Raw genomic sequence first — 26016 nt, forward strand, 5'->3', positions numbered from 1 at the left:
CGGCGACGGCGGCCGGTGTTGCCGGCCGCTGCAAACTCAAGCCGCCACGCCGTGAAAGAAGCGTATGCTCTGCTCGATCTCGGCGGGCAGCGCCGAGGTATGATTGCCGGTGACGGTATCCGTCTCGATGTGCGTGCCGGCGGCACGTGCGCGGCGGGCGAGCAGATCGGCGCGGTCGTTGAAATGGGACTCTTCCGTGCCATGGACGACCCGAACCGGGCATTTGAAGCTGTGGGCGTAGCACAGGGCCGAGCGCACCTCGAATTCATGCGCATTGCTGTCGTCGAAGCGGATATCCTGAGGATAGCGGCTGAAGAAGCGGAAGGCATTGGGATTGCCCGAGATCGGCGCGGCGGCGCGGAATTTATGCGTGCTCATTGCGGTCAGCATGGTGAGCGTGCCGCCGATGCTGTGGCCGGCGATAAAAAGGCGCTGGGAATCGACGCCCGGCAAGTGGGCCAGGCGTTCGGTTGCGGCAAGGACGTCGTCCACCTCGTCGTAGAAGCCGGAGAAATTGCCCATCTGTCCGTTTTCGCCGCGCAGCGACGGCATCATCACGACGTAACCGGCATCCATATAGGGCTTCATCAGCTGCCAGTGGCCAATGCCCATGGCATTGCCGCCGTGGAGGAAAAGCACGGCGGGCTTGGCGGTATGCTCGCGCTTGTATTTCGAAACCCAGGCCGCGAGTTCCAGCTCGCCGCCATAGCCGGAGCGATAGAAGATCTTGTCGGCGTCGGCAGGCGCGTTCAGCGGTTCGTATTTATCGGGCGCCGGACCCTTTTTCAGCAGTTTCGTGCGGAAATGGCGGCGGACGGCGGCATAGTCGTGCTTGGCAAGGCGCGGCTCGTCCGGAACGTCGAAGGCGGCGGCCATGCGCGGCAGGACAAGCGCACCGGCGAGCCCCGCCAGCACGGCGCGGCGGTGGCGGAAAAAAGAATTTTTTTGTTCATGCGAACTCATGACGCAACACCCAAATCAATTCCCCGGCACACAAGATTTGCACCGGAAACCGCGTTGCCGCCAATACACATCGTGTTGAAAATATCGTCCTGCGTCATTGTTGCGCAGGGAACTGAAATTTACTCCACCTTCGCGTCGATCATGGCGATCAGCGTACGCAGCCTGTCGGCCTCATAGGAAGGCTTGTCGGGGCGAAGGCGGGCAATGCGTGGAAAGCGCATCGCCACGCCGGATTTGTGCCGCGTCGAGCGGTTGATGCCCTCGAAGGCCACCTCGACGACGAAGCCGAAATCCTTGTCGGCGCGTACTGCGCGCACCGGGCCGAAGCGATCGGTGGTGTTGTTGCGCACGAACTTGTCGAGCACCTCGAGTTCGGCATCGGTGAAACCGAAATAGGCCTTGCCGACGGGAACCAGTTGTTCGCCGTCCTCATCATCGGCCCAGACTCCGAAGGTGAAATCGGAATAATAGCTGGAGCGCTTGCCGTGCCCGCGCTGGGCATACATCAGCACCGCATCGACATTGTAAGGATTGCGCTTCCACTTGAACCAAGGCCCCTTCATGCGGCCGGCCTGATAGATGCTGTCGCGACGCTTGATCATCACCCCCTCGATCACAGGATCGGGCGGGGCGGCGCGCAGATCGTCGAGCTCTGCCCAGGATGAAAATGAGACAAGCGGCGACAAATCGAAACGGTCGTGGGGGGCATGCTCGATGATCTCGCCCAAGCGGTCGCGGCGATCGACATAGGTGCGGCCGCGGATGTCCTCCTCACCATCGAAGAGCACGTCGTAGGCGCGGATGAAGGCCGGGTAGTCGTCGAGCATCTTCGCCGTCACCGTCTTGCGGTTCAGGCGCTGTTGCAGATCGGAGAAGGTGCGGGTCGGGCTGTTGGAGCGCGCTGTGCCGCCGACCAAAAGTTCGCCATCGATGACGCCGGAAAAATCGATCGCTTCGAGAATATCGGGAAAGGCGCCTGAAATGTCGTCGCCGGAACGGGAATAGATCTTGCGCCTGTCGCCGGAGCGGGAGAGCTGGACACGGATGCCATCCCATTTCCATTCGGCGGCATAGTCGGCCGGATCGAGACCGTCGAGATCGCCCTCCTCCACCGCATTGGCCAGCATGACGGAATGGAAGATCGCCGGCGTCGCCAGCACCGGTTTTTCCCCGCCGCCCGCCAGCCATTCGAACAATGTCTCGTAAGGCGGCTGCAGCCCGTGCCACAGGGTTTCGATCTCGGTGACGTCCTTGGCCCCGAGATCGGCGAGCGCCTGCTTGGCGAGGCGCGCCGAAACGCCGATACGCATGGCGCCGGTCGCAAGCTTGATGAAGGCAAAACGGCCGGAGGAATCCAGCCGGTCGAGCAGGTCGCGGACGTAGCCGCGCACTTCGGTGCGGCCGAGCGCGTTCATGCGGCTGACGACCTCGCCGAGACGTGGCTGAGCAAGCGCCGAGCGATCGATATCCCTCTCATTGTCCCAGACGAGCGAAATGGTTTCGGCGAGATCGCCGACATAGTCGTAGGAATAGCGAAACAGCACCTCGTCCATGCGCTCCAGCACCAGCTCGCGCAGCATGGCGGGCTTGACGTTGCGCACCTCCAGCGTTCCGGCGATGGCAGCGAGGCCATAGCCGCGATCCGGATCGGGCGTATCGCGGAAATAGTCGGTGAGCAGCTTCAGCTTGCCGTTACGGCTAGGGGTCAGCACCAGGCGGTCGAGGAGATCGGCGAAGGCTTTCATGGGCGCCTCCCCATGCTAGGGAAAGACACCTCCCCAACCCCTCCCCACAGGTGGGAGGGGCTAACCCGCGGCACTGCCCTGCCGTCCTTCGACCTCGGCGTTCTTGGCGACGGTCCTTTGGCCAGGCGATGCGGCAGGTTAAGCCCCTCCCCCTTGTGGGGAGGGGTTGGGGAGGGGTTTTCCTGCAGCACGCAGCTCATCTCAATCCCCCTCATCCTCATAGCCCACGAGATGCAGCGGCTTCGCTTTGATGCCCTGCAACTGGCACCAGCGTACCAGGGCTTCCTCGCGGCCATGCGTCACCCACACCTCTGCCGGATGCAACTCCCGGATCGTTTCCGTCAGCTCCGGCCAGTCGCAATGGTCGGAGATGACGAGCGGCAATTCGACGCCGAGCTGTTTTGCGCGCTGGCGCACCATCATCCAGCCGGAGGCGAAGGACGGCAGCGGCTCGTTGAAGCGGCGGGCCCAGCGGTCGGCAAAGGCCGATGACGGACCGATGACGACGGCGCCCTTGAAGGCGGATTTGTCGCGGCTTTCGATCGTGGCCGGCAGCAGTTCGCCGAGATCGACGCCCTGCCCGATATAATAGTCGCAGAGCTTCTCCATGGCGCCGTGGATATAGATCGGTTCGGCATAACCGGCATCGCGCAGCAGCCGGATGACGCGCTGGGCCTTGCCGAGCGCATAGGCGCCGACGAGATGGGTGCGCTCGGGAAACTGCCGGAGCGAGGCCAGCAGCTTGCCGGTCTCATCCATCGGATCGGGATGATGGAAAACCGGCAGCCCAAAGGTCGCCTCGGTGATGAACACGTCGCAGGGGACCGGCACATAGGCCGCGCAGGTCGGGTCGGGGCGGCGCTTGTAATCCCCGGAGACGACGATGCGCGTGCCGTTCTTTTCGATGGCGATCTGGGCCGAACCGAGCACATGGCCGGCGGGATGGAAGCTCACCTTGACGCCGTTCACCCACAGTTCCTCGGCGAAGGAAACAGCCTGCTCGCTAGCGCAGAAACCGTCGCCATAGCGCAGCCGCATGATATCCAACGTCTGGCGAGTGGCGAGCACGTTCACATGGCCCGGCCGGGCATGATCCGAATGACCGTGGGTGATGAGCGCCCGCTCGACGGGACGCACAGGGTCGACATAAAAGCCGCCTTCCGGGCAGTAGAGCCCCTCCGGGGCGGGATAAAGCAGCGCATCAGCTCTCATGAAACTAGAGATAGCGAGAAATGAACGCGAGGCTAGAGGGAGCGATTCAAGACGGGAGCCCGTCGAGGAAGGACAACACTGCGGCGTTGAACTCGGTCGGCCGCTGCAGCGGCGCAAAATGGCTGACGCCATTGAGATAGATCATCTGCGCACCGGGAATGCTGGCGGCGAGATATTCGGCATGATCGGGCTTGATGAACTCGTCATGCTCACCGAGCACGATCGCCACCGGCACACGGATCTCAGCGAGATCGGCGGCATCATAGTTCGGTTCGGTCCTCATCATCAGGCTGACCGCATCGACGAAGCCTTTGAAATCGTCTGGTGTCGCCGACAATGCCGCATAGTCCTTGCCGTGCCTGCCGAAACAGCGGTCGATGACCGGCGTCGGAACGAATTCCAGCGTGCCGCTCGGATCCATGTTGCAGGCGAAGAAGAAGACGCCCTCGATGCGCGAGGGCACCGTCATCGCAAGGACAAGAGCGATACAGGCGCCGTCGCTCCAGCCGACGACGGCCGCTTTTTCCAGGCGCAGTTCATCCATGACCGCGAGCACGTCTGATGCCATCAGCTCATAAGTATAGGGACGGGAATCGCGGGTGCTGCGGCCATGGCCGCGGCTGTCGATCAGCACGACACGGCGGCCGCTGTCGAGCAGCGACGCGACCTGATAGCCCCAATTGCCGCTATGGCCGAGGCCGCCATGCAGCAGAATGACGGCAGGGCCATTCCCATAGCTCGCATACCAGATGCGCGCGCCAGCGCGTCCGATATGGCCCTCGACGGCGGCCGGCGGCAACGGCGCGGCGCCCTGTTCTTCGAAACGGATGAGTTCGTCGTCCTGTGCTTCCATGGCGATGCCGCTCCTTTTCCGGGGAATAAACTGCGCGCATAGAAAAGCCGGAAAACAGCCCAAGAACAACCAGAATCGCTTTCTAGCTGTTGCCTCGTTCGATGCAATCAGGGAGAGCAGGATGGGCAGGAAGCTTTTCTATGGCGCGGCGGCGATCGCGCTCGCCGCTGTTGGCATCTATCTCAACAATACAAACCTGCTTGCCGAACATCGGCCGGGAAAGCCGGTGCTGCTTGCCCATCGCGGCATCGCCCAGCGCTTCGACGAGACCGATCTGAAAAATGACACCTGCACGGCGAGCCGCATGCTGCCGCCCAAACACGACTATCTGGAAAACACCATTCCGTCGATGCAGGCAGGTTTTGCAGCCGGCGCCGATATCGTCGAGATCGACGTGCATCCGACGACCGACGGCGAGTTCGCCGTCTTTCACGACTGGACGCTCGACTGCCGCACCGACGGGCGCGGTGTGACGCGCGAACATTCGATGGCGGAAATGAAGAAGCTCGACATCGGGTATGGTTACACCGCCGATGGCGGCAAGAGCTTTCCTTTCCGCGGCCGTGGCATCGGCATGATGCCGACGCTGGCGCAAGTGCTTTCGACCTTTCCGGATCGGCGCTTCCTCATCAACGTCAAGAGCCGCGACCCTTCCGAAGGCGAAAAGCTCGCCGCCGTGCTCAACGGGCTTTCCGCCGAGCGCCGGGCAGAGATCATCGTCTATGGCGGGGACGAGCCGATCGACGTCCTACGCCGGCTCGCGCCCGATATCAGGACCGCATCGCGCAAGAGCCTGAAGGGCTGCCTCACCGGCTATATCGCCTATGGCTGGACCGATCTGCTGCCGGATGCCTGCAAGCATGGGATGATGCTGGTGCCAGTCAATATCGCGCCGTGGCTCTGGGGCTGGCCGGACCGTTTCCTCAATCGGATGAAGGATGCCGGCACCGACGTCTTCGTGCTCGGCCCCTATCGCGGCGGCGATTTTTCCACCGGCATCGACGATCCCACGCAGCTGGCGCGTCTGCCGCAGAACTATGCAGCGGGCATATGGACGAACGAGATCGAGGCGATCGGCAAGCTCGTGGAATGAAGCTCAGAGGCTGCCTGCCTGCAGCAATGCGGCAATCCCGTCGGGAGAGACCGGCTTCGAGAAGCAGTAACCCTGCGCCTCGTCGCAGCCGGCCTGGCGCAGGAAATCCAGCTGGGCGTCGGTTTCCACGCCCTCGGCGAGAACCGACAGCTTCAGCGTCCGCGCCAGCGAAATGACGGCCGAGACGATGGCGACGGCGGTTTTGTCGCCCGGCAGGGCTTCGACCAGCGAACGGTCCATCTTCAGGCGGTCGAAGGGGAAGGTCTTCAGCGCCGCGAGGCTGGAATAGCCGGAGCCGAAATCGTCGATCGACAGGCGCACCCCAAGCGCACGCAGCGATTCCATCATGGCGAGCGCGCGTTCGGCATCCTGCATCACCACACTCTCGGTGACTTCCAACTCCAGCCAATGGGACTTCAGGTCGTGGCGTTCGAGCGCTTCGGCGACATGTTTTGCGAAATCCGGATCGGCGAACTGCTTGGCGGAGACGTTGACGGCGATCGTCATCGGGGTCAGGCCCATGTCCTGCCAGTGGCGGGCCCGGCGGCATGCCTCGTTCAATACCCAGAGGCCGAGGTGAACGATGAGGCCGGTCTCTTCGGCGAGCGGAATGAAATTGACCGGCGGCACCCTGCCTTTTGCCGGATGGCTCCAGCGCACCAGGGCCTCGAGGCCGGTGATGCGGCCGGTCGCGACATCGACCTGCGGCTGGTACTCCAGGAAAAGCTGATCGCCGACGATCGCCTGATGCAATTCCTCGCGTTCGCTGAGCGGCATTCCGACGGGCGTGCTGCCGACGCCATCGTGATACTGCAGCGTGCTGCGGCCGAGTTCCTTGGCACGGTACATGGCGCGATCGGCATTGGCGAGAAGCTCTTCCGACGTCGCGCCATCGAAGGGGAAGGAGGCGACGCCGATGCTCGAGGTGACGGCGAACTCGCCGTCCTCGTCGCGGACCGGCCGGTTGATCGCCTTCTGCAATTCGCGCAGGCGGCGCATGATGCCGGCATCATGGCTCGACTGGTGGACGAGAACCACGAGGAATTCGTCTCCGCCGAGACGCACCACCATATCCGAAGCCCGCACGCTGTTGACCATGCGGACGGCGATTTCCTTCAGCACTTCGTCGCCGGCGGCATGGCCGCGCCCGTCGTTAATGTCCTTGAAATTGTCGAGATCGATATAGGCGACGGTGACCTTGCGATTGTTGCGCCGGGCCTGGTCGAGGATATTGGCCAGCCGTTCCTTCAGGAAGGCACGGTTGGGCAGGCCCGTCAGATCGTCATGATGAGCCATGAAATGGATGCGGTCATCGACACGCTTGCGTTCGATGGCGATGCCGGCGATGTGGGTGGCGAGCGCCACCAGCTTCATCTCGCGTTCGGTCGGCCTGCGCACCTCCCGGGAATAGAGCGCGAAAGTGCCGAGCACATTGTTCTGCGAGGTGGCGATCGGCGTTGACCAGCAGGAGCGAAAACCGAACGGGGCAACCAGCGCGCGGAAGTCCTCCCAGAGCGGGTCGCTCATCACGTCCTCGACGATCACGGTCTGACCGCGCCAGGCGGCGGTGCCGCAGGAGCCGACTTTCGGGCCGATCGAGACGCCATCGATCAAACGGCTGTAGCCGCCGGGCAGGTTGGGAGCCGCGCCGTGATAGAGCCGGGTGCCCTCGCTGTCGAGCAGCAGGACGGAGCCGTCGATGCCGGTCAGCTGCGCCTCGATCATCAGCACCAGCGCCTCGAGGATCATCGGCAAGGGCTCGTTGCGGGCGATCATCTCGAGCAGGTTCGCCTGGCCGCGATAGAGATCCTCCTGCAGCTTGCGTTCGGTGATATCGCGGGAAACGCCGATCAGACCGATGATCTCGCCGCGATCGTTGCGCAGCGGTATCTTCGAGGTCAGCCGGACGATCGGCTTGCCGCCGCCGGGCAGCACGACCGTTTCTTCCATATCGATGCGGGCTTGCCCGGTCGCCATGATCTGCTGTTCGATGTCGAAGTGGCGGCGGGCCGTCTCAAAGTCGAACAGGTCAAAATCACGCTTGCCGGTCAGCTTTTCAGCACTTTCCAGGCCGAGGCAGCTCGCCGTGACGGCGTTGGCGAAGACGAAGCGGCTATCGCGGTCCTTGACGTAGAGAAAGTCGGGAAGTTCGTGGACGATCGCCTTAAGGCGCAGGTTCTCGATGCCTTCGGAGAGATGGTGGGCGGTCGATGCCATCATTGCCTCCGTCGCGGCGACGATACGGCGCGTTTCAGTGGTCAGGGCATCGGCTGATTCCCATCGCCTGGCACTCACTTCAGGCATGACCCCATTCTCCCCGGCGGCCGAAGGCCGTATCCCCGCAATATCCATCAGCGAAACTCTTCGTTTCAGAGTATTCGGCATTTCCTTCGGCTTGCTTAAATGAAAGGGTGAATGAGACGCCAATATCCGCGGCGATTTCCTGCCTTTGTCTGCGGCGGCAACTGTAATACCGGCCGCCTGTGCCAAAAGGATACATGCCGGGCTGGCATATTTCCTGCTTCGGGCCTGCCATGAAAAGAGATATCGGGATGCCTTCACGCCGTGACATGCTTCTGCTTCTCGCCGCCTCGGCAGTGGCCGGATGGACGCCGCCGCGCGCCCTCGCCTCGCCGCTGACGGCGGCCGCCGAGCCGGATCTGCGCGGCGCGATCGACGCCGTCGAATACCGCGTCATTCCCGAAAGCGGCGATCGCAAGACCCGCAACCTGCAGCAGATGATCGAACAGGCGGCGCGCGAGAACGTGCCTGTTTTCCTGCCGCCCGGCACCTACCGGATCTCCAATCTCACCCTGCCCGACAATACGCGCATCACTGGCGTGCCCGGCGCCTCGCGGATCGTCTATACCGGCGAGGGCCACCTCTTTGCGGCCGAAAACGTGCGGCGCATCGAGCTTTCCAATCTCGTCATCGACGGCGGCAACCGCTGGCTTGGCGACTATGCCGGCGGGCTCGTTCAATTTACCGGCGTCGACGAGGTGCTGATCGACAATTGCGAGATCGGCGGCAGCCGCAAGCACGGCCTGCAACTGGAGCGCTGCGGCGGGCGGATCGAGCGCAGCCGCATTTCCGGCGCTGCGCAATCCGGGCTTTACGCGGTCGATTCCGCCAGTCTTTCGATCGTTGCGAATACGGTCTCGGATTGCGGCAATGGCGGCATCCTCGTGCATCGCTGGAAGAAGGCGGAGGACGGCACGGTCGTTTCAGGAAACCGCATTTCCAACATCCGCGCCAATGATGGCGGCACCGGCCAGAACGGCAACGGCATCAATATCTTCCGCGCCGACGGCGTGATGGTGGTGAACAACCACATATCCGACTGCGCTTTCACGGCGATCCGCGCCAATTCGGCCTCGGACATCCAGATCAGCAGCAACCAGTGCCGACGCTCCGGCGAGACGGCAATCTATGTCGAATTCGCTTTCGAGGGCGCGGTCGTTTCCGCCAATCTGATCGATGGAGCTGCGAACGGCATTTCGATCGCCAATTTCGACGAAGGCGGGCGGCTCGCGAGCGTCACCGGCAATATCGTGCGCAACCTTACGCTGAAAGGCCCATACCAGCATGAAGTCGGCTTCGGCATCGGCATTGCGGCGGAGGCCGACACGCTGATCTCAGGCAACGTAATCGAGGGTGCGCCGCGCTGGGGCCTGCAGATCGGATGGGGTCCCTATCTCCGCAACGTCATCGTCAACGGCAATGTGGTGCGCAAGGCGCCGATCGGCTGCGCGGTCTCGGTCGCCGATGGCGCGGGAACCGCCGTCATCACCGACAATGTGTTTCAGGAGACCCCAGAGGGTGCGGTTCTCGGCTTTCAATGGGAGAAGAAAGTTTCCGGCGAAATGGCGGGCGGCGGCTCGCCCTATGCGCAGCTCACCGTCGAGAGAAACCGCATCTCCTGACAAGCAGCGCCGGAAGCCTTGGATTGCGCTGCGGGCGATCAGGGACGACCGCTTCCCTTCCTATGCTCGCTTTCCTGATTGACGCCGCGCACCATGTTGCGATCTTCGTTTCCAGTGTCCGGGCCGGCCTTCAAGTCGCTTCCTTTTCGGTGCGCTTCCCTCGCCTGTTCGTTCCGGTGCAGATCGGCCGAAGCGTCGAAAGACTCATCGGCATTTGCGGTTTTTTCGCGCTTTTCCATCACGCGAAGCTGCTGTTCATGCGTCTTCTTCCCCGCCATGATATTCTTCCTTTCCCTAGTACCTGTGCTTCGCGCACGGCTGGTCGCCTTGGAGCCTCGATGGCTCCGGTCTCCTGGCCGAACCTGCCGGCGTCGCCATTGTTCCCCGAACACCGCCACAGCATCAAAAGCTTTCATCGTCCCATCAGCGGCGAGGACTTTTCCGAGGACGAGCTGGCGTTTACGGTTTCTCCGAAACATCGGGGATCTTGCCATGCTGACGATTTACGGAGTCTATCGATCGCGCGCATCACGCGTCTACTGGATGGCGGAGGAGCTCGGGCTCCAGTTCCAATCGGTGCCGGTGCTGCAGGCAAGACGGCTGGCGAACCCGCTTTCTGACGAGGCGCCTGTCAACACCTACTCGCCGGATTTTCTCGCCGTGAACCCGATGGGACAGATCCCCAGCATCAAGGATGGCGACGTCGTGATGCACGAGTCGCTGGCGATCAATCTCTACCTCGCGCGCAAACATGGCGGACCGCTTTCCGGAAAAACCGTCGAAGAAGACGGATTGCTGACGATGTGGACGGTCTGGGCGGCATCGCAGGTCGAACCCGAGACCGTGAGGATCGTGCTCACCTATGATAACGGGCTCGAAAACAGCGAGGGCGGCAAGCAGACGATCGCGGTGGCCTGCCGCTCCCTGCGCAGACCGCTTGCGGCGCTCGAAAGCCACCTTGCCGGCAGGCAGTGGATCGTCGGCGACCGCTTCACCGTTGCCGATCTCAACATCGCCGAGGTGCTGCGCTACGCCCAGAGCGAAGAAACCCTTTTCGACGCCCATCCGAACGTCAAGGCCTGGATCGAACGCTGCCAGTCCCGTCCGGCCTATAAGGCGATGCAGGCGAAACGCGGCAAGGAGCCGATCGAAGTCTGAATTATTCAAACAAGGCGACGGTGCCGGCCATTTCCTCACGGATCCACGCCTTGAAATCCCGCACCTTCTTCGGCTCGCGCGTGCCTTCCGCCGTGACGAAGTAATGGCCGAAGCCGGTTCGCGCGCGAATCCCGAAGGGAGCGACCAGCCGGCCTTCGGCAAGCGAAAATGCGGCAAGGGTCTGCCAGGCGAGCATGACGCCCTGCCCGGCGATGGCAGCATCGAGGCAGAGCGAGGCATCGTTGAAGACGTGGCGGGTTGCAAGCGTGGCGCCTGACAGGCCCGCCTCGCGCATCCAGACTTCCCAGCTGAACATGGCGCGGCCGTCGATGACGGCGGGCAGTGCCAGGATATCGGCAGGCTCCTTCAATCTCGCCGCCATCTCGGGAGAGCAGACGGGAAAAACCTCCTGTTCCAGCAGCAGCTCCGCCCGCACATCCGGCCATTTGCCGACGCCGACGCGAATGCCGATATCGACATCGCAGAGCGCAGGATTGACGAGATTGTGCGTCGCATCCAATCTCAGTTTGATATCGGGATGACGTTCGGCAAAGCGATCGAGCCGGCAGACGAGCCAGCGCGCGGCAAAAACCGGCGCCACGGAGATTGTCAGGATCGTATCGTCCTTACGCTGGGCGATCGAGACGGCGGCCGAAAGACGGGCAAAACCCTCGTCGAGCGCGAAGAGCACGGGCCGGGCCGCTTCGGTCACGATCATTCCCCTCGCGGTGCGCTCAAAGATCACCTGGCCGAGCTGCGCCTCCGCCTTGATGACCTGCTGACTGACGGCGCCGACCGAAACGCCGAGCTCTTCGGCGGCCGCCTGCAGCGAGCCGAGGCGCCCGACGGCTTCCAGCGCACGCAGGCCGTTGAGATGGACGGAGTTCAAGTTCTTCATATAGTTTTTCTATAACGCCACCGCGTCAATCTCAATTGAAAAACGCGCCACCCCGGCCGATATTGCGACATGCATGCTCGATGGCACCGGCCACAGGCGATCAAAATCCCGTTGAAGAAAGCGAGGCATGCCATGTCATTTCTGAAGTTTTTCTTGAGGCCCGCCCTTAACTTCGCCAATACCGACATTGCAGATCCCCCATGGAGGAGCGATCCGCTTCAGCATCCGGAGGTCGAGCGCATGTCGATGCGCGAAATCGCCGATCTGCCGCTTAGCATTCAGGCGGACGTTGCTGCCGAGGCCAATCCGCCCTTGGCGAAACGCGCGTGAGAATATGCTAGGCTTCGCCCCGAGAAGAGGGGCGAAGCAATGGCCGGCGATGTCGATGCGATCTTCGAACGGCTGAAGCGGCTGGCGGCGGAAGCCGGCCTGCCCGGCGTCGAAGAAAGCACCTCCTATGGCAATCCGGCGCTGAAGATAGGAGGCAAGAGTTTCGTCGCCGTGAAGAATGCCGAGACGATCGTGATTTCAATTGGTCTCGACGACAAGGATCACCTGCTCGAAATGGCGCCCGAGATCTATTTCCAGACCGATCACTATGTCGGCTGGCCGTATCTCCCCCTGCGGGCCGCGATGATTGGCGACGAGGAATTGCGGTTCCGGCTGATCGGCGCCTGGCTTTTCCGGGCGCCGAAGAACTTGCGGCACGTTTCGGAGATCAGGCCTGATCGTAGGCCAGCGCCCGCTGGACGGCGGGGCGCTGCAGCATGCGGGCGTGGTGGTCGCTCGCCTTTTCGAAGCGGGCGGGATCGACGCCGTCGGCCGGCAGCCAGTCGGTCATGACGAAGAGATAAGGGTCAGCGAGCGAATAGGTCTCGCCCATCACCCACGGGCTTTTGAACATCGTCTCTTCAATCAGGGTGAAACAATCGGCCATATTCTGCGGCACCTTCGCCTTCATCGCCTCGATTGCCGCGGGATCGTCGGACCAGCGGGAGCCGCGCGGGCGATGGGCATGGTTCACATGCACGGTCGAGCAGAGATAGCTGTTGAAGGACTGCAGCCGCGCCATCTCGAAAACATCGCCGAGCGGCGCCAGTTTGGCAGCCGGCGCGCTTTCAGCGATAAAGCCGAGGATCGCCGGCGTTTCCGTCAGCACGCCGCGCTCGGTGACCAGCGCCGGCACGCGTCCTTTGGGGTTGATCTTCAGATAATCCGGCGAACGCTGCTCGCCATTGGCGAAGCTGAGCTTCTTCGTTTCAAAGGCGAGACCGGATTCTTCCAGGGCGATCAGGCTTGCAAGCGCGCAGGTTCCCGACGCGTAATACAATGTCAGCATAGTTCTCGACTCCCTTTCGGCAGCTCTTATACCAAGAAGAGATGAGCCGTAACCAGCGAGATGAGGAGGAGCCGGCATTCCGGCCCCTCCGTTGCGCGCAAACGCCTCGCGATCTTTCAGATTGGCGGGTTGCGCTCACATATCGCTGTCGCAAAACCGATGCGCATTTCGCCCGACATGTCTCAGCCGCAGCCCGGCACATCCTCAAGCCGGTACCAGACGGGGATGCCGCGTTCCCTGGCGATGCGCACGTCGTTGTCGGCACCCTTGGAATCGCCCGGCAGACGCAGCACGCCCTCGCAAAGCTGCAGCAGCCGGCCGGCGACCGGGTGGAAGATCTCTTCGTAGAGCGCGTCGCCGGCCGACCGACCGCCGGCGGCATGCCAGATCGGCAGCGCCACCCATTCACCGATCATCGGCACGTGGCCTGCGGCAAACAGTTTGTGCGAAGGCTCTTCCAGCCGCTTCAAGTTGGCAGCCATCTTCTTCGGGTCGTCCCCCGTTCCGGACCGATACGGGCCGGCAATCAAAATCAGCATGATCCACTCCATCGCTGAGCATTCCCGGCCTCATGCACGGGATATCATGAAAATGCACGATATTTCTTGAATGTCGAGTCTATTCGTGCAACATCATGCCATCTCGTTCAATTTCGTGCGGAGAGATAATGCTGACGACACAACGCAAGAGCCTCATCCTCGACATCCTGCGTCGCGACGGCCAGGTGATCGCCAAGCGCGTGGCCGAGGAATTCGCACTTTCAGAAGACACGATCCGGCGCGACCTCAGGGAAATGGCGGCGGAGGGGCTGCTGAAGCGCGTACATGGCGGGGCAATGCCGCTGGCGCCGGAATTGCCCGATTTCACCGCGCGGCGCAGTGTCTCGTCAGAGATCAAGGCACGGCTCGGCGCGAAGGCGGCGGCGATGGTCAAACCCGGCCAGATGATCTTCCTCGACGGCGGCACGACGACCGCCGAGATCGCCCGGCAATTGCCCCGCGACATGCCGCTGACGGTTGCGACCCACAGCCCGACGATCGCCGCCGAACTGGAGCACCACCCGACGGCTGAGGTGATCCTGACCGGCGGACGGATCTACAAACATTCAATGGTAGCGGTCGGAGCAGCGGCGATGGCGGCGATCTCACAGCTGCGCCCCGATCTGTTCTTCCTCGGCGTTACGGCGGCGCATCCAGTGCACGGGCTTTCCACCGGCGATTTCGAGGAGGCGGCGATCAAGCGCCATATCGCCCGATGCTCAGCCGAGACCCACGTCCTGCTGACCGAGGAAAAGTTCGACTTGGTCTCGCCCTGCCCGGTGCTTGCAGTTTCCGAGGTGGCCGGGCTGATCGTGCCGGCGGAGATGGCGGCCGAGCGGCTGAAACCCTATCGCGATCTCAACGGTACGATCGCCACGGCATAGTCATTCGGCGAGCGCGGACGTGGCCCTGATATCGCCGACATGGATGCCGTTCCAGTTGCGCATGGACGTCGCGGCAAAGGCCGTCAGGGCGGCATGCACCTTCTCTTCCGTTTCGAAGAAGCGGGCGAGTGTGGCAGCCACCATGGCTTCGGCGGCGCGCGTCGCGCCATCCTCACATTTCAGCGCGATGGCGATGCCCTTTTCCGGGATCGCGGCGCAGAAGACGCCCTCGGCGCCTGTCTTGACGAAGATGCGGTTGGGGGCGATCTGCATCAGCGCCGTGCAGGCACGCCCGGTCCCGGCAACGTAAAAGGGTTCGGCCATGCAGGCTTCGATCAGGCGGCGGGATGCCTTGGCGCGCAAGGGCTCCAGGCCGGTCCCGGTCGCCATTTTGGCAAAGCCGTGGGCAAGGCTCCTGAGCGGCACGGCATAGGTCGGAATGGAGCAGCCGTCGGTGCCGCAGCTCTCCGCGCCGAGCACGGCGCCGGTCAGGCTTTCCATCGCCGCCCGGATTTCGGCCTGCAGCGGGTGCTCATAGCCAACGTAGCCCTTCGAATCGACGTCCTGATGGCAGCAGGCGCAGATGAAGCCGGCATGTTTTCCCGAGCAATTGTTGTGCAGCGCGGTCGGCGCATCGAGTGTGCGGGCCTGATGGATCAGAACCTTCTGGCTCATCGACCAATGAGCGCCGCATTCCAGCGCTCCAGCATCGCGGCCGGCGCGCGCCAGCATCGAGGCGGCGAGCGCCACATGCTCGTCCTCGCCATTGTGCGAGGCGCAGGCGAGCGCCAGCTCCTTATCGCCGAAGCCGTAAGCATCTGCTGCACCGCTTTCGATCAGCGGCAGCGCCTGCATCGCCTTGCAGGCGGAACGCGGAAAGACGGCAGCTTCGATATCTCCGGCCGAGAAGACCAGCTTGCCATCACCATCGACGACGGCAACCGAGCCGCGATGGCGGCTTTCGACGAGCAGGCCGCGGGTAACTTCGACGGTGACGGGATTGGTCATGGGTTCTCATCCGGATGCTGGCGGGATGCGGCAGGCATACCGCGTCGGGGCGCGAAAGCCAACTCGGCTGATGAAGAACGGCGCGTGCTCGGATCGAGCCCGGCTTTATCCACCTCGGGCGAAAGGCCTTGAGATCGGACGCATCGAGACGCTATCCTGCAGCAGCGTTCACATTCCAGGGAATTATCTTGCAATCAGGCCTATCCATTTCACAATCCATATTGTGGGTCTTTTTCACGGTCGTCTCTCTCATCCTGGCGTGCTGGCTGGCGCGCAAGCCCCAAAAGGCAAGCGTTGGGATCATCCTGGGAGCGCTTCTGGGATTGTTGTTGATATCAATTGCCTCAGCTCTCACCGGTTTCCTCGGAAACGTTCTTCCCCTTGGGCAGATCGATTTCTGGCTCGCCAATCTGACGACGCAAATCTGAAGCGAACAATCATCACAGGAATTGACCGAAACGATCGAAAACTATCGTTTCTCTGATATGCCGATCCGGCTAAAGGTGGTTGGTCAGGAACCGCCCCATGTCATCCAGTTTTGCCTTGATCCTCAGCGACAAGAGGATCCGCATTCCCACCGTGACGCTCGTCGCGCTCGCCTTCACCTATGCCTCGACCGTGCCCTATCAGTCGATCATCGGCATCAACGAACTGGGCTTGAGCAACGGCACCTATTCGGCCCTGGTGTTCTTGTCGGCGATCGTCAACGTCACCACGAGCCTGACGCTCGGCATCTGGTCGGACAGGCTGAAGGAGCGGCGGCCGCTGGTGCTGGCGCTGTCGGTCGCCGGTATTATCGGCTTCGGCTCGATTGCGGTCATCCACAGCCCCGCCGTCTTCATCTTCTCGACGCTTCTGCTGGTGCCGATGAGCAATTCCACCTATTCGCTGCTTTTCGCCAGCCTGCGCGCCAGGACCAACCAGATGGACCGCGGCCGGGCGGCGGCAATCACCGCGACCGTGCGGGCGCTGTTTTCCGGCTCCTGGGCGCTGGCGCCGGGGCTTATCGGACTTTATCTCGTCAATTCGCCGTCGATGACGCCGGCCTATGGGATCGCGGCCGTCGCAAGCCTCATCTGCTTCTGCCTCTATTTCTTCTTCGCGCCCGGAAACGGGACCGCCGGCCCCGCCGCCGATCAAACCGGCTTCTTCGCTTCGCTGAAACGGATCTTCATGCCTTATGTGCTGGCGCGCGTCGTCGTCATATCGCTGCTCTTCGGACTGCAGCGGCTGAACGGCATGCTCTCGCCGCTGATCATCACCCATGCGGCCGGCGGCACCGTGGTCGATGTCGGCTTCATGGCCGGACTGACGGCCTTCCTCGAAATGCCGTTCATGGTGATGTGGGGCATGGCGCAGCGGCGCTTCCGGACCGCGCATGTGCTCGCCTTCGGCGCGCTGATCTATTGCAGCTATCTGATGCTGCTCGGCTTTGCCTCGGCGCGCTGGCACGTCTATGCGCTGCTGCTTCTCAACGCCTGCGGGGCGGCGGCGATCCTCAGCGTGCCGATCACCTATCTGCAAGACCTGATCGCAGACCGGCCGGGGCTCGGAAGCTCGCTGATCTCGCTCAACAGTTTCATCGGCACCGGCATCGCCGCCGGGCTCTTCGCCTTCGGCACATCGCTCACCGACTATTCCGGCACGGCCTTCGTCGGCGCGGCCGCGGGCCTCGCGGCGATCGGAGCCTTGCTCTATCTCGAAAGCAGCAGACGCCAGGCGCGACAGCCGGCGTGATGCGCGCGCTGCTTGCGCGCGGATATCCGTCAATGCGGCGTGATGCGGTAGGCGCATCGGCGGGCGCCGGCGAGGATGTGTTCGCTGCGCTCGACCTCGGCGCCGAGAGCGGCACGGAAGGTTTCGAGTTCGGAGCGGCAGAAGCCGGCGCAGGCGGCCGCTGCCGCGCAGATCGGGCAGTGGTTCTCGACCAGCATGAACGAACCGTCCGCCTGCCTCCAGCTGTCGGCCATGTAGCCCTCGCGGGTGCGGATGGCGGCAAGGCCTTCGACACGGGCTGATAGATCGCCGAATTTTTCCAGGTCTTCCCGATAACGCTTCAGCGTCTCGGACTCGCGGGCGGAGATGACGGCATCGAGCGCAGCGGGACCGAGCTGTTCGACCAGCGTGCCGAGCAGGTTGGCCGTCAGCTCGGCATGACCGTCCGGAAACTGGCGATTGCCGGCGGCAGTCAGGTGCCAGAGCTGGCGCGGCCGGCCTCTTCCCGTGCCGGCAATGGTGACCGGTTCGACCAACCCCTCCTCCGCCATCTTCGCCAGCTGCTGGCGGGCAGCCTCACCCGAAATGCCGAGCGCATCGCCGATCGCGGCCGCAAGCTGCGGTCCTTCGGTCTTTATCAGGATCAGAATCCGGTTGGCTGGAGACTGGCGCATATTTTTCCAAGTCATGTCTTGTTTTAATCGCTTCGACGTATAATTTCCAATTTATAACTTGGAAAATAATCGCTCGCCAGCAAAACATCGAGGACCATTCCATGTCCGATATCGATCAGACCATCGCCCTTCCGAACGCCAGTTCGCTCTTCCGGCTCTTCCTACCCGAGCATTTGGCAGCAACGATGATGCTTGCCGGCGGTGTCACGCTTTATGCGGTCGAGAGTTACATCACCGCCACCATCGCGCCCTCGATCGTCCGCGATATCGGCGGCCTGGCTCTGTTTTCCTGGGTCACGAGCCTTTTCGTGGCCGCCGCCATACTCGGCTCCATCTTCGTCGCCATGCGGCCGCGCGGGATCGGGCTTCGCGCCGTCTATGTGATCGCCGCTCTGGTCTTCGGCGTGGGCAGCCTGATTGCGGCAGTCGCACCCTCGATGCCGGTGGTGCTGATCGGCCGCGCCGTGCAGGGCCTTGGAACAGGCGCGCTGGCAGCGCTCGGCTATGCCTTCATCCGCTTCGTCTATCCCGAGCCGCTGTGGCCGAAGGCCTCGACGCTCTATGCGGCGATCTGGGGTATTTCCACGGTCATCGGGCCGACGCTCGGCGGCTTCTTTTCATCGGGCAGCAGCTGGCGCTACGCCTTCATCGTGCTGGTGCCGCTCGGCCTGCTGATGGCGGCGCTGGCGCCGCGGCTATTGCCTGACGTCAAGGACGACCGCGATCAGGTGAAGACCCCGGTGGCGCAGATCGGGCTGCTTCTTGCCGCCGTCCTGTTGATCAGCGCGGCCGGCGCCAGCGAGACGATAGGTGTGAAAGTCGCGCTGATCGCCGCCTCGGCCATCGCGGTATCGGCCATGTTTCTCATCGAGCGGCGAAGCCGGAATCGGCTGCTGCCATCCGGCGCCGTGACCTTTTCCAAACCGATTTCCCGCGTCTACCTAGCCATGCTTGCGATGACCATCGTGCTCGTCAGCGACGTCTTCATTCCTTATTTCCTGCAGACCCTGCATGGGGTGACGCCGCTGGTGTCGGGCTATCTCGTTGCGCTGGTCGCCGTCGGCTGGACGTTCGCCGCCTTCCTCAGCAGTTCGCTGACCGGCAGACGGGCCTATCTGGTCATCGTCGGCGGCGCGCTCATCGAGGCGGCCGCGACCGCTTCGCTCACGGTGTTCCTCGCCAGGGACAATCCGCAGGCGCATATGCTGCTTCTCGTGCCGGCGGCGATCGCCATGTTCATGATGGGCTTTGGCATCGGCCTCGGCTGGGCCCATCTCGTCGCCATGGTGCTGAAACTCGTTGCCAGCAACGAACAGGACAAGGCGTCGGCGGCAATTCCGACCATGAGTTCACTCGGCGGCGCCTTCGGTGCGGCATTTGCCGGCGTCATCGCCAACAGCGCTGGCCTCGTCGAGCCGGGCGGCATATCGGGCGCACTGTCGGCGGCACACTGGCTTTATCTGCTGATGGCGCTGCCCGGCGTGCTGGCGGTCGGCGTCTCGCTCACGCTAAAGCGCGTCGCATGAAACTCGATTCCCAAAACCGCTGCACACTTTCCGGCATCATGCGCTAACCCAGACGCAGCATGACCTTGCCGACATGGCTGCCCTCTTCCATCAGCCGGTGCGCCTCGACGACCTCTTCGAAGGCGAAGACCTTGTGGATGACGGGAGCGACGGTGCCGGCTTCCAGCAGCGGCCAGACCTCGGAGAGGAGATCGTCGCGGATGGCGCGTTTTTCCTCCGCCGTGCGCGGGCGCATGGTGGAGCCGGTGACCGTCAGCCGCTTGATCATGATCGGCGAGAGATTGACCTTTTCGGCGACGGCGCCGCCAAGGAAGGCGATGATCGACAGGCAGCCGTCCTTTGCCAGCGAGGCGATGTTGCGCTCGAAATAGGCAGCGCCGATCATGTCGAGGATGATGTCGACGCCCTGGCCGGTCTCGGCCTTGATCACCTCGGCGAAATCTTCGCTCTGGTAGTTGATCGCGCGCCTGGCGCCGAGCCTTTCGCAGGCGTCGCATTTCTCTTTCGATCCTGCCGTCGCGTAGACCTCGGCCCCGAAGGCGCGGGCAAGCTGGATCGCCGTCGTGCCGATACCGCTGGAGCCGCCGTGGATCAGCACCGTCTCGCCTTCCGTCAGCCCTGCCATCTGGAAGAGATTGGCCCAGACGGTGAAGAAGGTTTCGGGAAGAGCCGCCGCCCTCACGGCGTCATAGCCCTTCGGAAACGGCAGGATCTGGCCTGCCGGCAGCAGGCAATATTCGGCATAGGCGCCGCCATTGGCCAGGCCGCAGACCTTGTCACCAACCGCATGGCCGCTGACCCCAGGCCCTACGGCGACGATTTCACCTGCAAGCTCCAGCCCGAGGATCGGACTTGCGTCCTTGGGCGGCGGGTAGCTGCCCTGCCGCTGGGCAATATCGGGACGATTGACGCCGATCGCCTCGGCGCGCACCAAAACCTGCCCCTCTTCGGGCACCGGCAGCGGACGCATGCCGATCGTCATTACCTCCGGCCCGCCGAAGGAGTTGAGATCGACGAAACGCATTTCCTGAGGCAATGGCATGGCGCGATCCTCCCTGATCCGAAACAGGGAGATAAATCAGCCCCTGGGGCTTGGGAAGGCAGGAAGTGACAAAGGCGTCAATTCGCCTCGCCCAGGAGATGGAAGACGAGACCTTCCTCGCTCTCCTTGGCAGCCGATTTGATGACGGCGATCTCGGCGCTGACGCGGTTGATATCGTCGATGACGAGACCTTCCGGCAGCTCGATGACGCCGATCGAGCAGCGCATCAGCGGGAACAGGGCTTCCACGCCGGCGCGATCGTGGCCGAGGATGCGGCCGGCGGCGCGGTGTTCGTCGGAATAGAAATCGAGCACGTCGTCGTGGAAATCACTGATCAGCCGGTCGAGGATTTCCGTTAGTTCCCCCTTGATCCAGCCGACGACGCCGATGAAGAAATCGTCGCCGCCGACATGGCCAAGGAAATGACGTTCGGCGAAGAAATAGCGGCGCATCAGCGCGGCAAACAGCGAGATCGCGTGGTCGCCGAGATGGAAGCCGTAGGCATCGTTGAAGGGCTTGAAATTGTCGAAGTCGCAATAGCAGAAGTGGCGGACCTCATCACCGTCGCGGCCGGACTGACGCATGAAATCGCGGATGGCGCGGTTGCCGGGCAGGCCGGTCAGTGGGTTCTGGTCCTGCGCCGTCTTCAGCTGCTTCTCGTTGATGACCTTGATCAGCGAGGCGGCGGAAACGACACCGGCATAGCGCATATTGTCGGTCAGGATCAGGCAATTGCTGCCTTCCATATTGGCGAAGATCGCCATCAGCTGCTCGGCGTCGCTGTCGAGACCGACGATCGGCGCCATCTCGACGAAATGCGAAATGCTGCGCTCATACATCTTGTTCTTCAGGAGATCGCGGCCGAAGGGCTGATAGATATATTCCTTGAGATGGTGCTCGTGGATGATGCCGCGCGGCTCGCTATTGGCGTTGAGAACGGGAAAGAAGGCCTGGCGCGGATTGCGGCGGAACAGTTCGAAGACGCTGTCGATGCTGTCGTTCTCGTAAACCGCCGGCAGAAGCTCGATCTGCTTGCGGATGAGGATCTCGTCGAGCGACTGGTTGTTGCGCTTGCTCTTGTCGAGCTCCTGCAGATGCGGAAAGCACGGCGCCAGTTCGGAAACATGCGTCGTCGGGCGGGAGATGAACCAGCCTTGGACAAGATCGACGCCATATTCGCGGCAGGCGATGAATTCAGCCTCGGTTTCGATGCCTTCGGCGATGACGCGCGTGCCGAGCACATGGGCAATGTTGACGATGCTTTTCAGCAGGTGGCGCTTGCGCGGGCTGCGATCGATATCGGCAACGAAGTGACGGTCGATCTTCAGGTAATCGACGGGATGATCGCAGAGCAGCTTCATCTCGCCGTGGCCGACGCCGAAGTCGTCGATCGCCAGCTTGAAGCTGGCCTTGCGCAGTTTCGAAACGAGGGCGGAAAACTCCGGCACGCTGGTATTGTCGAAACGTTCCGAGAATTCGAAGCAGACGGAGGATGGCGGAATATTGGCCTGCCTCAGATGCTGCAGCAGGTTCTCGACCAGGCGTTCGCCATGCGGAATGAGCCGGACATCGAGATTGAGGAAAAGCGTCGAGGTGGAGAAGTTCGACAGCGTTGCGAATTTCGCAAGCGCGCGGCTCGCCACCATCTGTTCGAGCTGCAGCAGCTGGCCGGCCTGGTGGGCTTCGTCGAGAATTTCCATCGGCGTGCCGAAGCCGATGCGCTCCTGCCCGCGCATGAGGGATTCGTAACCGAAAACCGTGCCGGTGCCGGCCTCGACGATCGGCTGGAAGGCGTTCTCGATGACAAGCTTGGCAAGCGTTACGATCTGATCGCTGGCATAGCGGCGCAAAACACCCGGCTCGACGGTGGCCAGGGACATTCCAGTCTTCATGTGGGCCGATCTCCACTGTGACTTGTTCTTTTTCGCCTGGAACATGCCGCAGAAGGATCAATGAACTCTTTCGCCAATATGAAAGTTTTATGAAACGCGCGAGGCGCGCCCACGCGTTCCACGATTATCGGATTTTACAATGCAATCAAAAGCTTGCTCAGGCGGAGCGGCGGCGTTCCGCTTCGTGATCGGCAAACATGTCGGCGACGCATCTGCCGCTGGAAGGGACGTCCTCGTCATCGAGAACATCGCCGCGAAATTCGCCCATCTTGCGAGCGGTGTCCCAGAGGCGGAGCGCCTCGCGGACGACCTCGCTGCTCGAGGCATAACCGCCATTATCGACGGCGGCACGAATGCCCGCTGCTTGTTGCGGAGAGATGGAAACGGTGACCATCGGCATGGACTTCCTCCCTATTTTTGATCAGGCAGAATCCTGCCTCATGGGGGACGCATGACCATTTTCGGCATTTCCGACGATATCTCGCCGATGCCTTGTTGCACTCGCACGCGCTGGCGTTTCGCGTGTCGAATGGACTTAACCCTTAAAGTCTAATCCCCTGCCATGCCCTTGTCAAAAAAGAAACGGCTGGAAGGCGGCGCCGGGACATCGCTCTCCACTGTTTCAACTGCGGATGCCGAAGCCGAAGGCGATCATCGTCCAGCCCTGGAGGATGAGATCTGCGGCCAGGAAAAGGCCAAGGATCCATAGGCTGTTCACCGGCCAGCCGAGGGCGATGACAAAGCCGGCGAGCGCCGTGATGACGCCGCTTGCGACGATCCAGCCCCAGCCCTTGGCCGGCTTCATCCGCCTGCCGACGCAAGTACGGAAAACGCCGGCGATGAGAAGGGCGATGGCGAGAAACAGCGTCAATGCCGCCGATGTCAGGATCGGATTGATGAAGGCGCAGATGCCGGCAAGCACATAAAGCAAGCCGCTCAGCGCCCAGAAGAGCACATGATCCCAACCGCGCACCTGGAAGGCGTGGATGAGATAGATCACGCCACCGAACAGCATGAGCATGCCGACATAATAGACCGAGACGACGGTGGCGAGCATCAGATTGCCGAGCGCGATCAAGCCGCAGATGAACAGCAGCACGCCGAGGCCGACGAACCAGATCCATTTCGACCGCAACTCGGATGTCGGCATTCCGTCAAAGACATCTGTCATAACGCACCTCCCGGGTGATTTTGAATATGTTGCAGCAAAGCTCTGGGAAAAGATCCGAACCGATGCCAAACGCGAAAGATTTTTATTGATTGATCAGTCAATCAAAATTAACATGGCGCCCTTATCAAGGAGATGTGGCCTTGCCCAAAGTCGGAATGGAGCCGGTGCGCCGCAAGGCGCTTGTCGATGCGGCGCTGCGGGTGATCGGCGATCACGGCTCGCTTGCCGTCACCATGTCCGATATCGCCCGCCAGGCCGGCGTGTCCCCAGCCCTTGCGCATCATTATTTCGGCAGCAAGGAGCAATTGCTGATCGAGACGATCCGCTCGCTTCTGCGGCAGTTGCGCTGCGACGCGGTCGTGGCGCTCAAGCAGGCGCGGACGCCGCGTGAGCGGCTTTCGGCCATCGTGCGCGTCAGCTTCCACGCCGACCAGTTCGCGCCGGAGACGATTGCCGCCTGGCTTGCCTTTTATGCCGAAGCGCAGCGTTCGGAGGAGACACGCCGCTTCCTGGTGATCTATGCCCGCCGGCTGCGCTCCAACCTGCTTGCCGATCTCAAGGTGCTGCTGCCGGCCGACGCCGCAGAACGCATCGCCGAGGGCGCTGCGGCGATGATCGACGGGCTCTATATCAGGCAGAGTTTGAAATCAGCGCCGATCGGCATCGAAGCCTCGATCGCGCTGACGGAGGATTATCTGAATGCGCTTCTGGCCTCCACGTCCCCGTCTCCCCCGAGGGAGAAGGGAAAACCACTTCGCACCATCCAAGGACAAATGACATGAAAGCCCAGCCGACAGCCTCGCACTTCATCGACGGCGACTATGTCGAGGATACCGACGGCACCGTCATCGAGAGCCTCTATCCCGCCACCGGCGAGGTGATCGCCCGGCTGCACGCGGCAACGCCTGCGATCGTCGAGAAGGCGATCGCGGCGGCCAAACGCGCCCAGCCGGAATGGGCGGCGATGAGCCCGATGGCGCGCGGGCGCATCCTCAAACGCGCCGCCGAGATCATGCGCGAGAGGAACCGCGAACTGTCCGAACTGGAAACGCTCGATACCGGCAAGCCGATCCAGGAGACGATCGTCGCCGATCCGACCTCCGGCGCCGATGCCTTCGAATTCTTCGGCGGCGTCGCACCGGCCGGGCTCAACGGCGCCCATATCCCGCTCGGTCAGGATTTCGCCTATACCAAGCGCGTGCCGCTCGGCGTCTGCGTCGGCATCGGTGCCTGGAACTATCCGCAGCAGATCGCCTGCTGGAAGGGCGCCCCGGCGCTGATCGCAGGCAACGCCATGGTGTTCAAGCCCTCGGAAAACACGCCGCTCGGCGCCCTTGCCATCGCCGAGATCCTGCATGAAGCGGGCCTGCCGAAGGGGCTCTTCAACGTCATCCAGGGCGACCGCGATACCGGGCCGCTGCTCGTCAACCATCCCGATGTCGCCAAGGTGTCGCTGACCGGCTCGGTGCCGACCGGGCGGAGGGTGGCGGCGGCTGCGGCCGGCAGCCTCAAGCACGTGACGATGGAGCTCGGCGGCAAGTCGCCGCTCATCGTTTTCGACGATGCCGATCTCGATTCGGCGGTCGGCGGCGCCATGCTCGGCAATTTCTATTCCACCGGCCAGGTCTGCTCGAACGGCACCCGCGTCTTCGTGCAGAAGGGGATCAAGGCCGAGTTCCTCAAGCGGCTGAAGGCGCGCACCGAGGCGATGCTGATCGGCGACCCGCTGGATGAGGCGACGCAGATCGGCCCGATGGTCTCCTGGGCGCAGCGCGAGAAGGTGATCGCCTATATCGAGAAGGGCAAGGCCGAGGGGGCCACGCTGATTGCCGGCGGCGGCATTCCGAACAACGTCTCCGGCGAAGGCTACTACGTGCAGCCAACGGTCTTTGCCGACGTCACCGACGACATGACCATCGCCCGGGAAGAGATTTTCGGGCCCGTGATGTCGGTGCTCGATTTCGACGATGAGGACGAGGTCATCACCCGCGCCAATGCCAGCGAATTCGGCCTCTCCGGCGGCGTCTTCACCGCCGACCTCACCCGCGCCCACCGCGTCGTCGACCGGCTGGAGGCGGGCACGCTGTGGATCAACAGCTACAACCTCGCCCCGGTGGAAATCCCCTTCGGCGGCTCGAAACAATCCGGCTTCGGCCGCGAGAATTCGCTGGCCGCACTGGAGCATTATTCCGAGCTGAAGACGGTCTACGTCGGCATGGGGCCGGTACAGGCGCCTTATTGAGTAACAACATCCGGGGCCTGCCCCTCACCCTAACCCTCTCCCCGCACGCGGGGAGACGGGACGTGCCAGACGAAAGGCCTGGGGGGGGACGGAGAGGTTGCGGCAAGTTCCCTTCTCCCCGTCAGAACGGGGAGAAGG

The 26016-nt window shown here is 62.6% G+C and carries 26 protein-coding genes and 1 pseudogene; 11 read left to right on the plus strand and 16 right to left on the minus strand.

Features of this window, described 5'->3' with window-relative positions; all coding sequences use genetic code 11:
• Positions 1-36: 36 nt before the first annotated feature.
• The 4 genes from ATY77_RS16690 to ATY77_RS16705 form a co-directional block, all read right to left on the minus strand.
• A complete protein-coding gene (locus tag ATY77_RS16690; RefSeq protein WP_088688183.1) occupies positions 37-963 on the minus strand; it encodes an alpha/beta fold hydrolase in 927 nt (308 codons plus the stop codon).
• A 119-nt stretch (positions 964-1082) separates the two neighbouring features.
• Positions 1083-2708 (minus strand): cisplatin damage response ATP-dependent DNA ligase, encoded by a 1626-nt coding sequence (locus ATY77_RS16695; protein WP_088688184.1) that lies wholly within the window; start codon positions 2706-2708, stop codon positions 1083-1085.
• Positions 2709-2909: 201 nt separating this feature from the next.
• Positions 2910-3920, minus strand: coding sequence for a ligase-associated DNA damage response exonuclease (locus ATY77_RS16700; RefSeq protein WP_088688185.1), 1011 nt, complete (start codon positions 3918-3920; stop codon positions 2910-2912).
• A gap of 46 nt (positions 3921-3966) precedes the next feature.
• Positions 3967-4773 carry an alpha/beta hydrolase gene (locus tag ATY77_RS16705; protein ID WP_088688186.1) on the minus strand — a complete coding sequence of 269 codons (807 nt, stop codon included), beginning with the start codon at positions 4771-4773 and terminating at the stop codon, positions 3967-3969.
• Between the two features lie 121 nt (positions 4774-4894).
• Between ATY77_RS16705 and ATY77_RS16710 the strand changes: the two genes are divergently transcribed.
• Positions 4895-5866 (plus strand): glycerophosphodiester phosphodiesterase family protein, encoded by a 972-nt coding sequence (locus ATY77_RS16710; protein ID WP_088688187.1) that lies wholly within the window; start codon positions 4895-4897, stop codon positions 5864-5866.
• 3 nt (positions 5867-5869) lie between these two features.
• Here the strand turns inward: ATY77_RS16710 and ATY77_RS16715 are convergent, their stop codons facing one another.
• Both ATY77_RS16715 and ATY77_RS32895 read right to left on the minus strand, forming a co-directional pair.
• Positions 5870-8170, minus strand: a complete 2301-nt coding sequence (locus ATY77_RS16715; RefSeq protein WP_088688188.1) for an EAL domain-containing protein — start codon at positions 8168-8170, stop codon at positions 5870-5872.
• Entirely contained in the window at positions 8163-8438 is a 276-nt protein-coding gene (locus ATY77_RS32895) for a hypothetical protein (RefSeq protein WP_190237645.1), read from the minus strand. Before ATY77_RS32895 ends, ATY77_RS16715 begins: the two co-directional genes overlap by 8 nt.
• On the opposite strand from ATY77_RS32895, the gene ATY77_RS16720 reads away from it, so the two are divergent.
• On the plus strand, positions 8419-9789 hold the full coding sequence (locus ATY77_RS16720) for a TIGR03808 family TAT-translocated repetitive protein (protein ID WP_088688249.1): 1371 nt from the start codon (positions 8419-8421) through the stop codon (positions 9787-9789). The genes ATY77_RS32895 and ATY77_RS16720 overlap by 20 nt on opposite strands.
• Before the next feature lie 38 nt (positions 9790-9827).
• On the opposite strand, the gene ATY77_RS16725 is transcribed toward ATY77_RS16720, so the two are convergent.
• Positions 9828-10067, minus strand: a complete 240-nt coding sequence (locus ATY77_RS16725) for a hypothetical protein (protein WP_088688189.1) — start codon at positions 10065-10067, stop codon at positions 9828-9830.
• A 214-nt stretch (positions 10068-10281) separates the two neighbouring features.
• Here ATY77_RS16725 and ATY77_RS16730 point away from each other — a divergent pair, with 214 nt between their 5' ends.
• On the plus strand, positions 10282-10947 hold the full coding sequence (locus ATY77_RS16730) for a glutathione S-transferase family protein (RefSeq protein ID WP_088688190.1): 666 nt from the start codon (positions 10282-10284) through the stop codon (positions 10945-10947).
• A 1-nt stretch (position 10948) separates the two neighbouring features.
• Here the strand turns inward: ATY77_RS16730 and ATY77_RS16735 are convergent, their stop codons facing one another.
• Positions 10949-11845, minus strand: coding sequence for a LysR substrate-binding domain-containing protein (locus tag ATY77_RS16735; protein ID WP_088688191.1), 897 nt, complete (start codon positions 11843-11845; stop codon positions 10949-10951).
• Between the two features lie 132 nt (positions 11846-11977).
• On the opposite strand from ATY77_RS16735, the gene ATY77_RS16740 reads away from it, so the two are divergent.
• A complete protein-coding gene (locus ATY77_RS16740; RefSeq protein WP_088688192.1) occupies positions 11978-12175 on the plus strand; it encodes a hypothetical protein in 198 nt (65 codons plus the stop codon).
• Positions 12176-12214: 39 nt separating this feature from the next.
• Positions 12215-12573 (plus strand): annotated as a pseudogene (locus ATY77_RS16745) (hypothetical protein).
• Here the strand turns inward: ATY77_RS16745 and ATY77_RS16750 are convergent.
• Positions 12564-13184 carry a glutathione S-transferase family protein gene (locus ATY77_RS16750; RefSeq protein WP_088688193.1) on the minus strand — a complete coding sequence of 207 codons (621 nt, stop codon included), beginning with the start codon at positions 13182-13184 and terminating at the stop codon, positions 12564-12566. The pseudogene ATY77_RS16745 and the gene ATY77_RS16750 sit on opposite strands and share 10 nt — an antisense overlap.
• Before the next feature lie 182 nt (positions 13185-13366).
• Positions 13367-13723, minus strand: a complete 357-nt coding sequence (locus ATY77_RS16755; protein WP_088688250.1) for a DUF4406 domain-containing protein — start codon at positions 13721-13723, stop codon at positions 13367-13369.
• Between the two features lie 128 nt (positions 13724-13851).
• On the opposite strand from ATY77_RS16755, the gene ATY77_RS16760 reads away from it, so the two are divergent.
• The gene (locus ATY77_RS16760) at positions 13852-14607 is read left to right on the plus strand and encodes a DeoR/GlpR family DNA-binding transcription regulator (RefSeq protein WP_088688194.1); all 756 of its coding nucleotides are present in this window, start codon (positions 13852-13854) and stop codon (positions 14605-14607) included.
• Here ATY77_RS16760 and ATY77_RS16765 read toward each other — a convergent pair whose 3' ends face one another.
• Complete coding sequence (locus tag ATY77_RS16765) at positions 14608-15615, minus strand: asparaginase (protein ID WP_088688195.1); 1008 nt, start codon at positions 15613-15615, stop codon at positions 14608-14610.
• 128 nt (positions 15616-15743) lie between these two features.
• On the opposite strand from ATY77_RS16765, the gene ATY77_RS16770 reads away from it, so the two are divergent.
• Together ATY77_RS16770 and ATY77_RS16775 are read left to right on the plus strand one after the other, a co-directional pair.
• Positions 15744-16043 carry a hypothetical protein gene (locus tag ATY77_RS16770; protein ID WP_245314348.1) on the plus strand — a complete coding sequence of 100 codons (300 nt, stop codon included), beginning with the start codon at positions 15744-15746 and terminating at the stop codon, positions 16041-16043.
• 97 nt (positions 16044-16140) lie between these two features.
• Complete coding sequence (locus ATY77_RS16775; protein ID WP_088688196.1) at positions 16141-17352, plus strand: MFS transporter; 1212 nt, start codon at positions 16141-16143, stop codon at positions 17350-17352.
• Between the two features lie 29 nt (positions 17353-17381).
• Here ATY77_RS16775 and ATY77_RS16780 read toward each other — a convergent pair whose 3' ends face one another.
• Positions 17382-18005, minus strand: coding sequence for a MarR family transcriptional regulator (locus ATY77_RS16780; protein ID WP_088688197.1), 624 nt, complete (start codon positions 18003-18005; stop codon positions 17382-17384).
• Between the two features lie 101 nt (positions 18006-18106).
• On the opposite strand from ATY77_RS16780, the gene ATY77_RS16785 reads away from it, so the two are divergent.
• Positions 18107-19531, plus strand: a complete 1425-nt coding sequence (locus tag ATY77_RS16785; protein WP_088688198.1) for an MFS transporter — start codon at positions 18107-18109, stop codon at positions 19529-19531.
• 43 nt (positions 19532-19574) lie between these two features.
• Here the strand turns inward: ATY77_RS16785 and ATY77_RS16790 are convergent, their stop codons facing one another.
• From ATY77_RS16790 to ATY77_RS16805, 4 genes are all read right to left on the minus strand, one after another.
• The gene (locus ATY77_RS16790; protein WP_088688199.1) at positions 19575-20573 is read right to left on the minus strand and encodes an NAD(P)H-quinone oxidoreductase; all 999 of its coding nucleotides are present in this window, start codon (positions 20571-20573) and stop codon (positions 19575-19577) included.
• A gap of 77 nt (positions 20574-20650) precedes the next feature.
• Positions 20651-22510 carry an EAL domain-containing protein gene (locus tag ATY77_RS16795; protein WP_141103938.1) on the minus strand — a complete coding sequence of 620 codons (1860 nt, stop codon included), beginning with the start codon at positions 22508-22510 and terminating at the stop codon, positions 20651-20653.
• A gap of 112 nt (positions 22511-22622) precedes the next feature.
• A complete protein-coding gene (locus ATY77_RS16800; RefSeq protein ID WP_088688201.1) occupies positions 22623-22865 on the minus strand; it encodes a type II toxin-antitoxin system ParD family antitoxin in 243 nt (80 codons plus the stop codon).
• Positions 22866-23087: 222 nt separating this feature from the next.
• Positions 23088-23636 (minus strand): HdeD family acid-resistance protein, encoded by a 549-nt coding sequence (locus ATY77_RS16805; protein ID WP_088688202.1) that lies wholly within the window; start codon positions 23634-23636, stop codon positions 23088-23090.
• A 155-nt stretch (positions 23637-23791) separates the two neighbouring features.
• Here ATY77_RS16805 and betI point away from each other — a divergent pair, with 155 nt between their 5' ends.
• Complete coding sequence (gene betI / locus ATY77_RS16810) at positions 23792-24418, plus strand: transcriptional regulator BetI (RefSeq protein WP_088688203.1); 627 nt, start codon at positions 23792-23794, stop codon at positions 24416-24418.
• On the plus strand, positions 24415-25878 hold the full coding sequence (betB, locus tag ATY77_RS16815) for a betaine-aldehyde dehydrogenase (protein ID WP_088688204.1): 1464 nt from the start codon (positions 24415-24417) through the stop codon (positions 25876-25878). Before betI ends, betB begins: the two co-directional genes overlap by 4 nt.
• Positions 25879-26016 lie beyond the last annotated feature (138 nt).

Origin of the sequence: Rhizobium sp. R634 (assembly GCF_002211305.1) — a bacterium.
Taxonomy (GTDB): domain Bacteria; phylum Pseudomonadota; class Alphaproteobacteria; order Rhizobiales; family Rhizobiaceae; genus Rhizobium.

Coding starts and splice junctions, on each gene's coding strand:
- ATY77_RS16735 (WP_088688191.1), bottom strand. CDS start 11,845: ATGAAGAACTTGAACTCCGTCCATCTCAACGGCCTGCGTGCGCTGGAA.
- ATY77_RS16765 (WP_088688195.1), bottom strand. CDS start 15,615: ATGACCAATCCCGTCACCGTCGAAGTTACCCGCGGCCTGCTCGTCGAA.
- ATY77_RS32895 (WP_190237645.1), bottom strand. CDS start 8,438: ATGTCACGGCGTGAAGGCATCCCGATATCTCTTTTCATGGCAGGCCCG.
- ATY77_RS16705 (WP_088688186.1), bottom strand. CDS start 4,773: ATGGAAGCACAGGACGACGAACTCATCCGTTTCGAAGAACAGGGCGCC.
- ATY77_RS16750 (WP_088688193.1), bottom strand. CDS start 13,184: ATGCTGACATTGTATTACGCGTCGGGAACCTGCGCGCTTGCAAGCCTG.
- ATY77_RS16740 (WP_088688192.1), top strand. CDS start 11,978: ATGTCATTTCTGAAGTTTTTCTTGAGGCCCGCCCTTAACTTCGCCAAT.
- ATY77_RS16780 (WP_088688197.1), bottom strand. CDS start 18,005: ATGCGCCAGTCTCCAGCCAACCGGATTCTGATCCTGATAAAGACCGAA.
- ATY77_RS16700 (WP_088688185.1), bottom strand. CDS start 3,920: ATGAGAGCTGATGCGCTGCTTTATCCCGCCCCGGAGGGGCTCTACTGC.
- ATY77_RS16755 (WP_088688250.1), bottom strand. CDS start 13,723: ATGCTGATTTTGATTGCCGGCCCGTATCGGTCCGGAACGGGGGACGAC.
- ATY77_RS16800 (WP_088688201.1), bottom strand. CDS start 22,865: ATGCCGATGGTCACCGTTTCCATCTCTCCGCAACAAGCAGCGGGCATT.
- ATY77_RS16760 (WP_088688194.1), top strand. CDS start 13,852: ATGCTGACGACACAACGCAAGAGCCTCATCCTCGACATCCTGCGTCGC.
- betI (WP_088688203.1), top strand. CDS start 23,792: ATGGAGCCGGTGCGCCGCAAGGCGCTTGTCGATGCGGCGCTGCGGGTG.
- ATY77_RS16725 (WP_088688189.1), bottom strand. CDS start 10,067: ATGGCGGGGAAGAAGACGCATGAACAGCAGCTTCGCGTGATGGAAAAG.
- ATY77_RS16710 (WP_088688187.1), top strand. CDS start 4,895: ATGGGCAGGAAGCTTTTCTATGGCGCGGCGGCGATCGCGCTCGCCGCT.
- ATY77_RS16775 (WP_088688196.1), top strand. CDS start 16,141: ATGTCATCCAGTTTTGCCTTGATCCTCAGCGACAAGAGGATCCGCATT.
- ATY77_RS16715 (WP_088688188.1), bottom strand. CDS start 8,170: ATGCCTGAAGTGAGTGCCAGGCGATGGGAATCAGCCGATGCCCTGACC.
- ATY77_RS16730 (WP_088688190.1), top strand. CDS start 10,282: ATGCTGACGATTTACGGAGTCTATCGATCGCGCGCATCACGCGTCTAC.
- ATY77_RS16795 (WP_141103938.1), bottom strand. CDS start 22,510: ATGTTCCAGGCGAAAAAGAACAAGTCACAGTGGAGATCGGCCCACATG.
- ATY77_RS16690 (WP_088688183.1), bottom strand. CDS start 963: ATGAGTTCGCATGAACAAAAAAATTCTTTTTTCCGCCACCGCCGCGCC.
- betB (WP_088688204.1), top strand. CDS start 24,415: ATGAAAGCCCAGCCGACAGCCTCGCACTTCATCGACGGCGACTATGTC.
- ATY77_RS16790 (WP_088688199.1), bottom strand. CDS start 20,573: ATGCCATTGCCTCAGGAAATGCGTTTCGTCGATCTCAACTCCTTCGGC.
- ATY77_RS16785 (WP_088688198.1), top strand. CDS start 18,107: ATGTCCGATATCGATCAGACCATCGCCCTTCCGAACGCCAGTTCGCTC.
- ATY77_RS16720 (WP_088688249.1), top strand. CDS start 8,419: ATGCCTTCACGCCGTGACATGCTTCTGCTTCTCGCCGCCTCGGCAGTG.
- ATY77_RS16805 (WP_088688202.1), bottom strand. CDS start 23,636: ATGACAGATGTCTTTGACGGAATGCCGACATCCGAGTTGCGGTCGAAA.
- ATY77_RS16695 (WP_088688184.1), bottom strand. CDS start 2,708: ATGAAAGCCTTCGCCGATCTCCTCGACCGCCTGGTGCTGACCCCTAGC.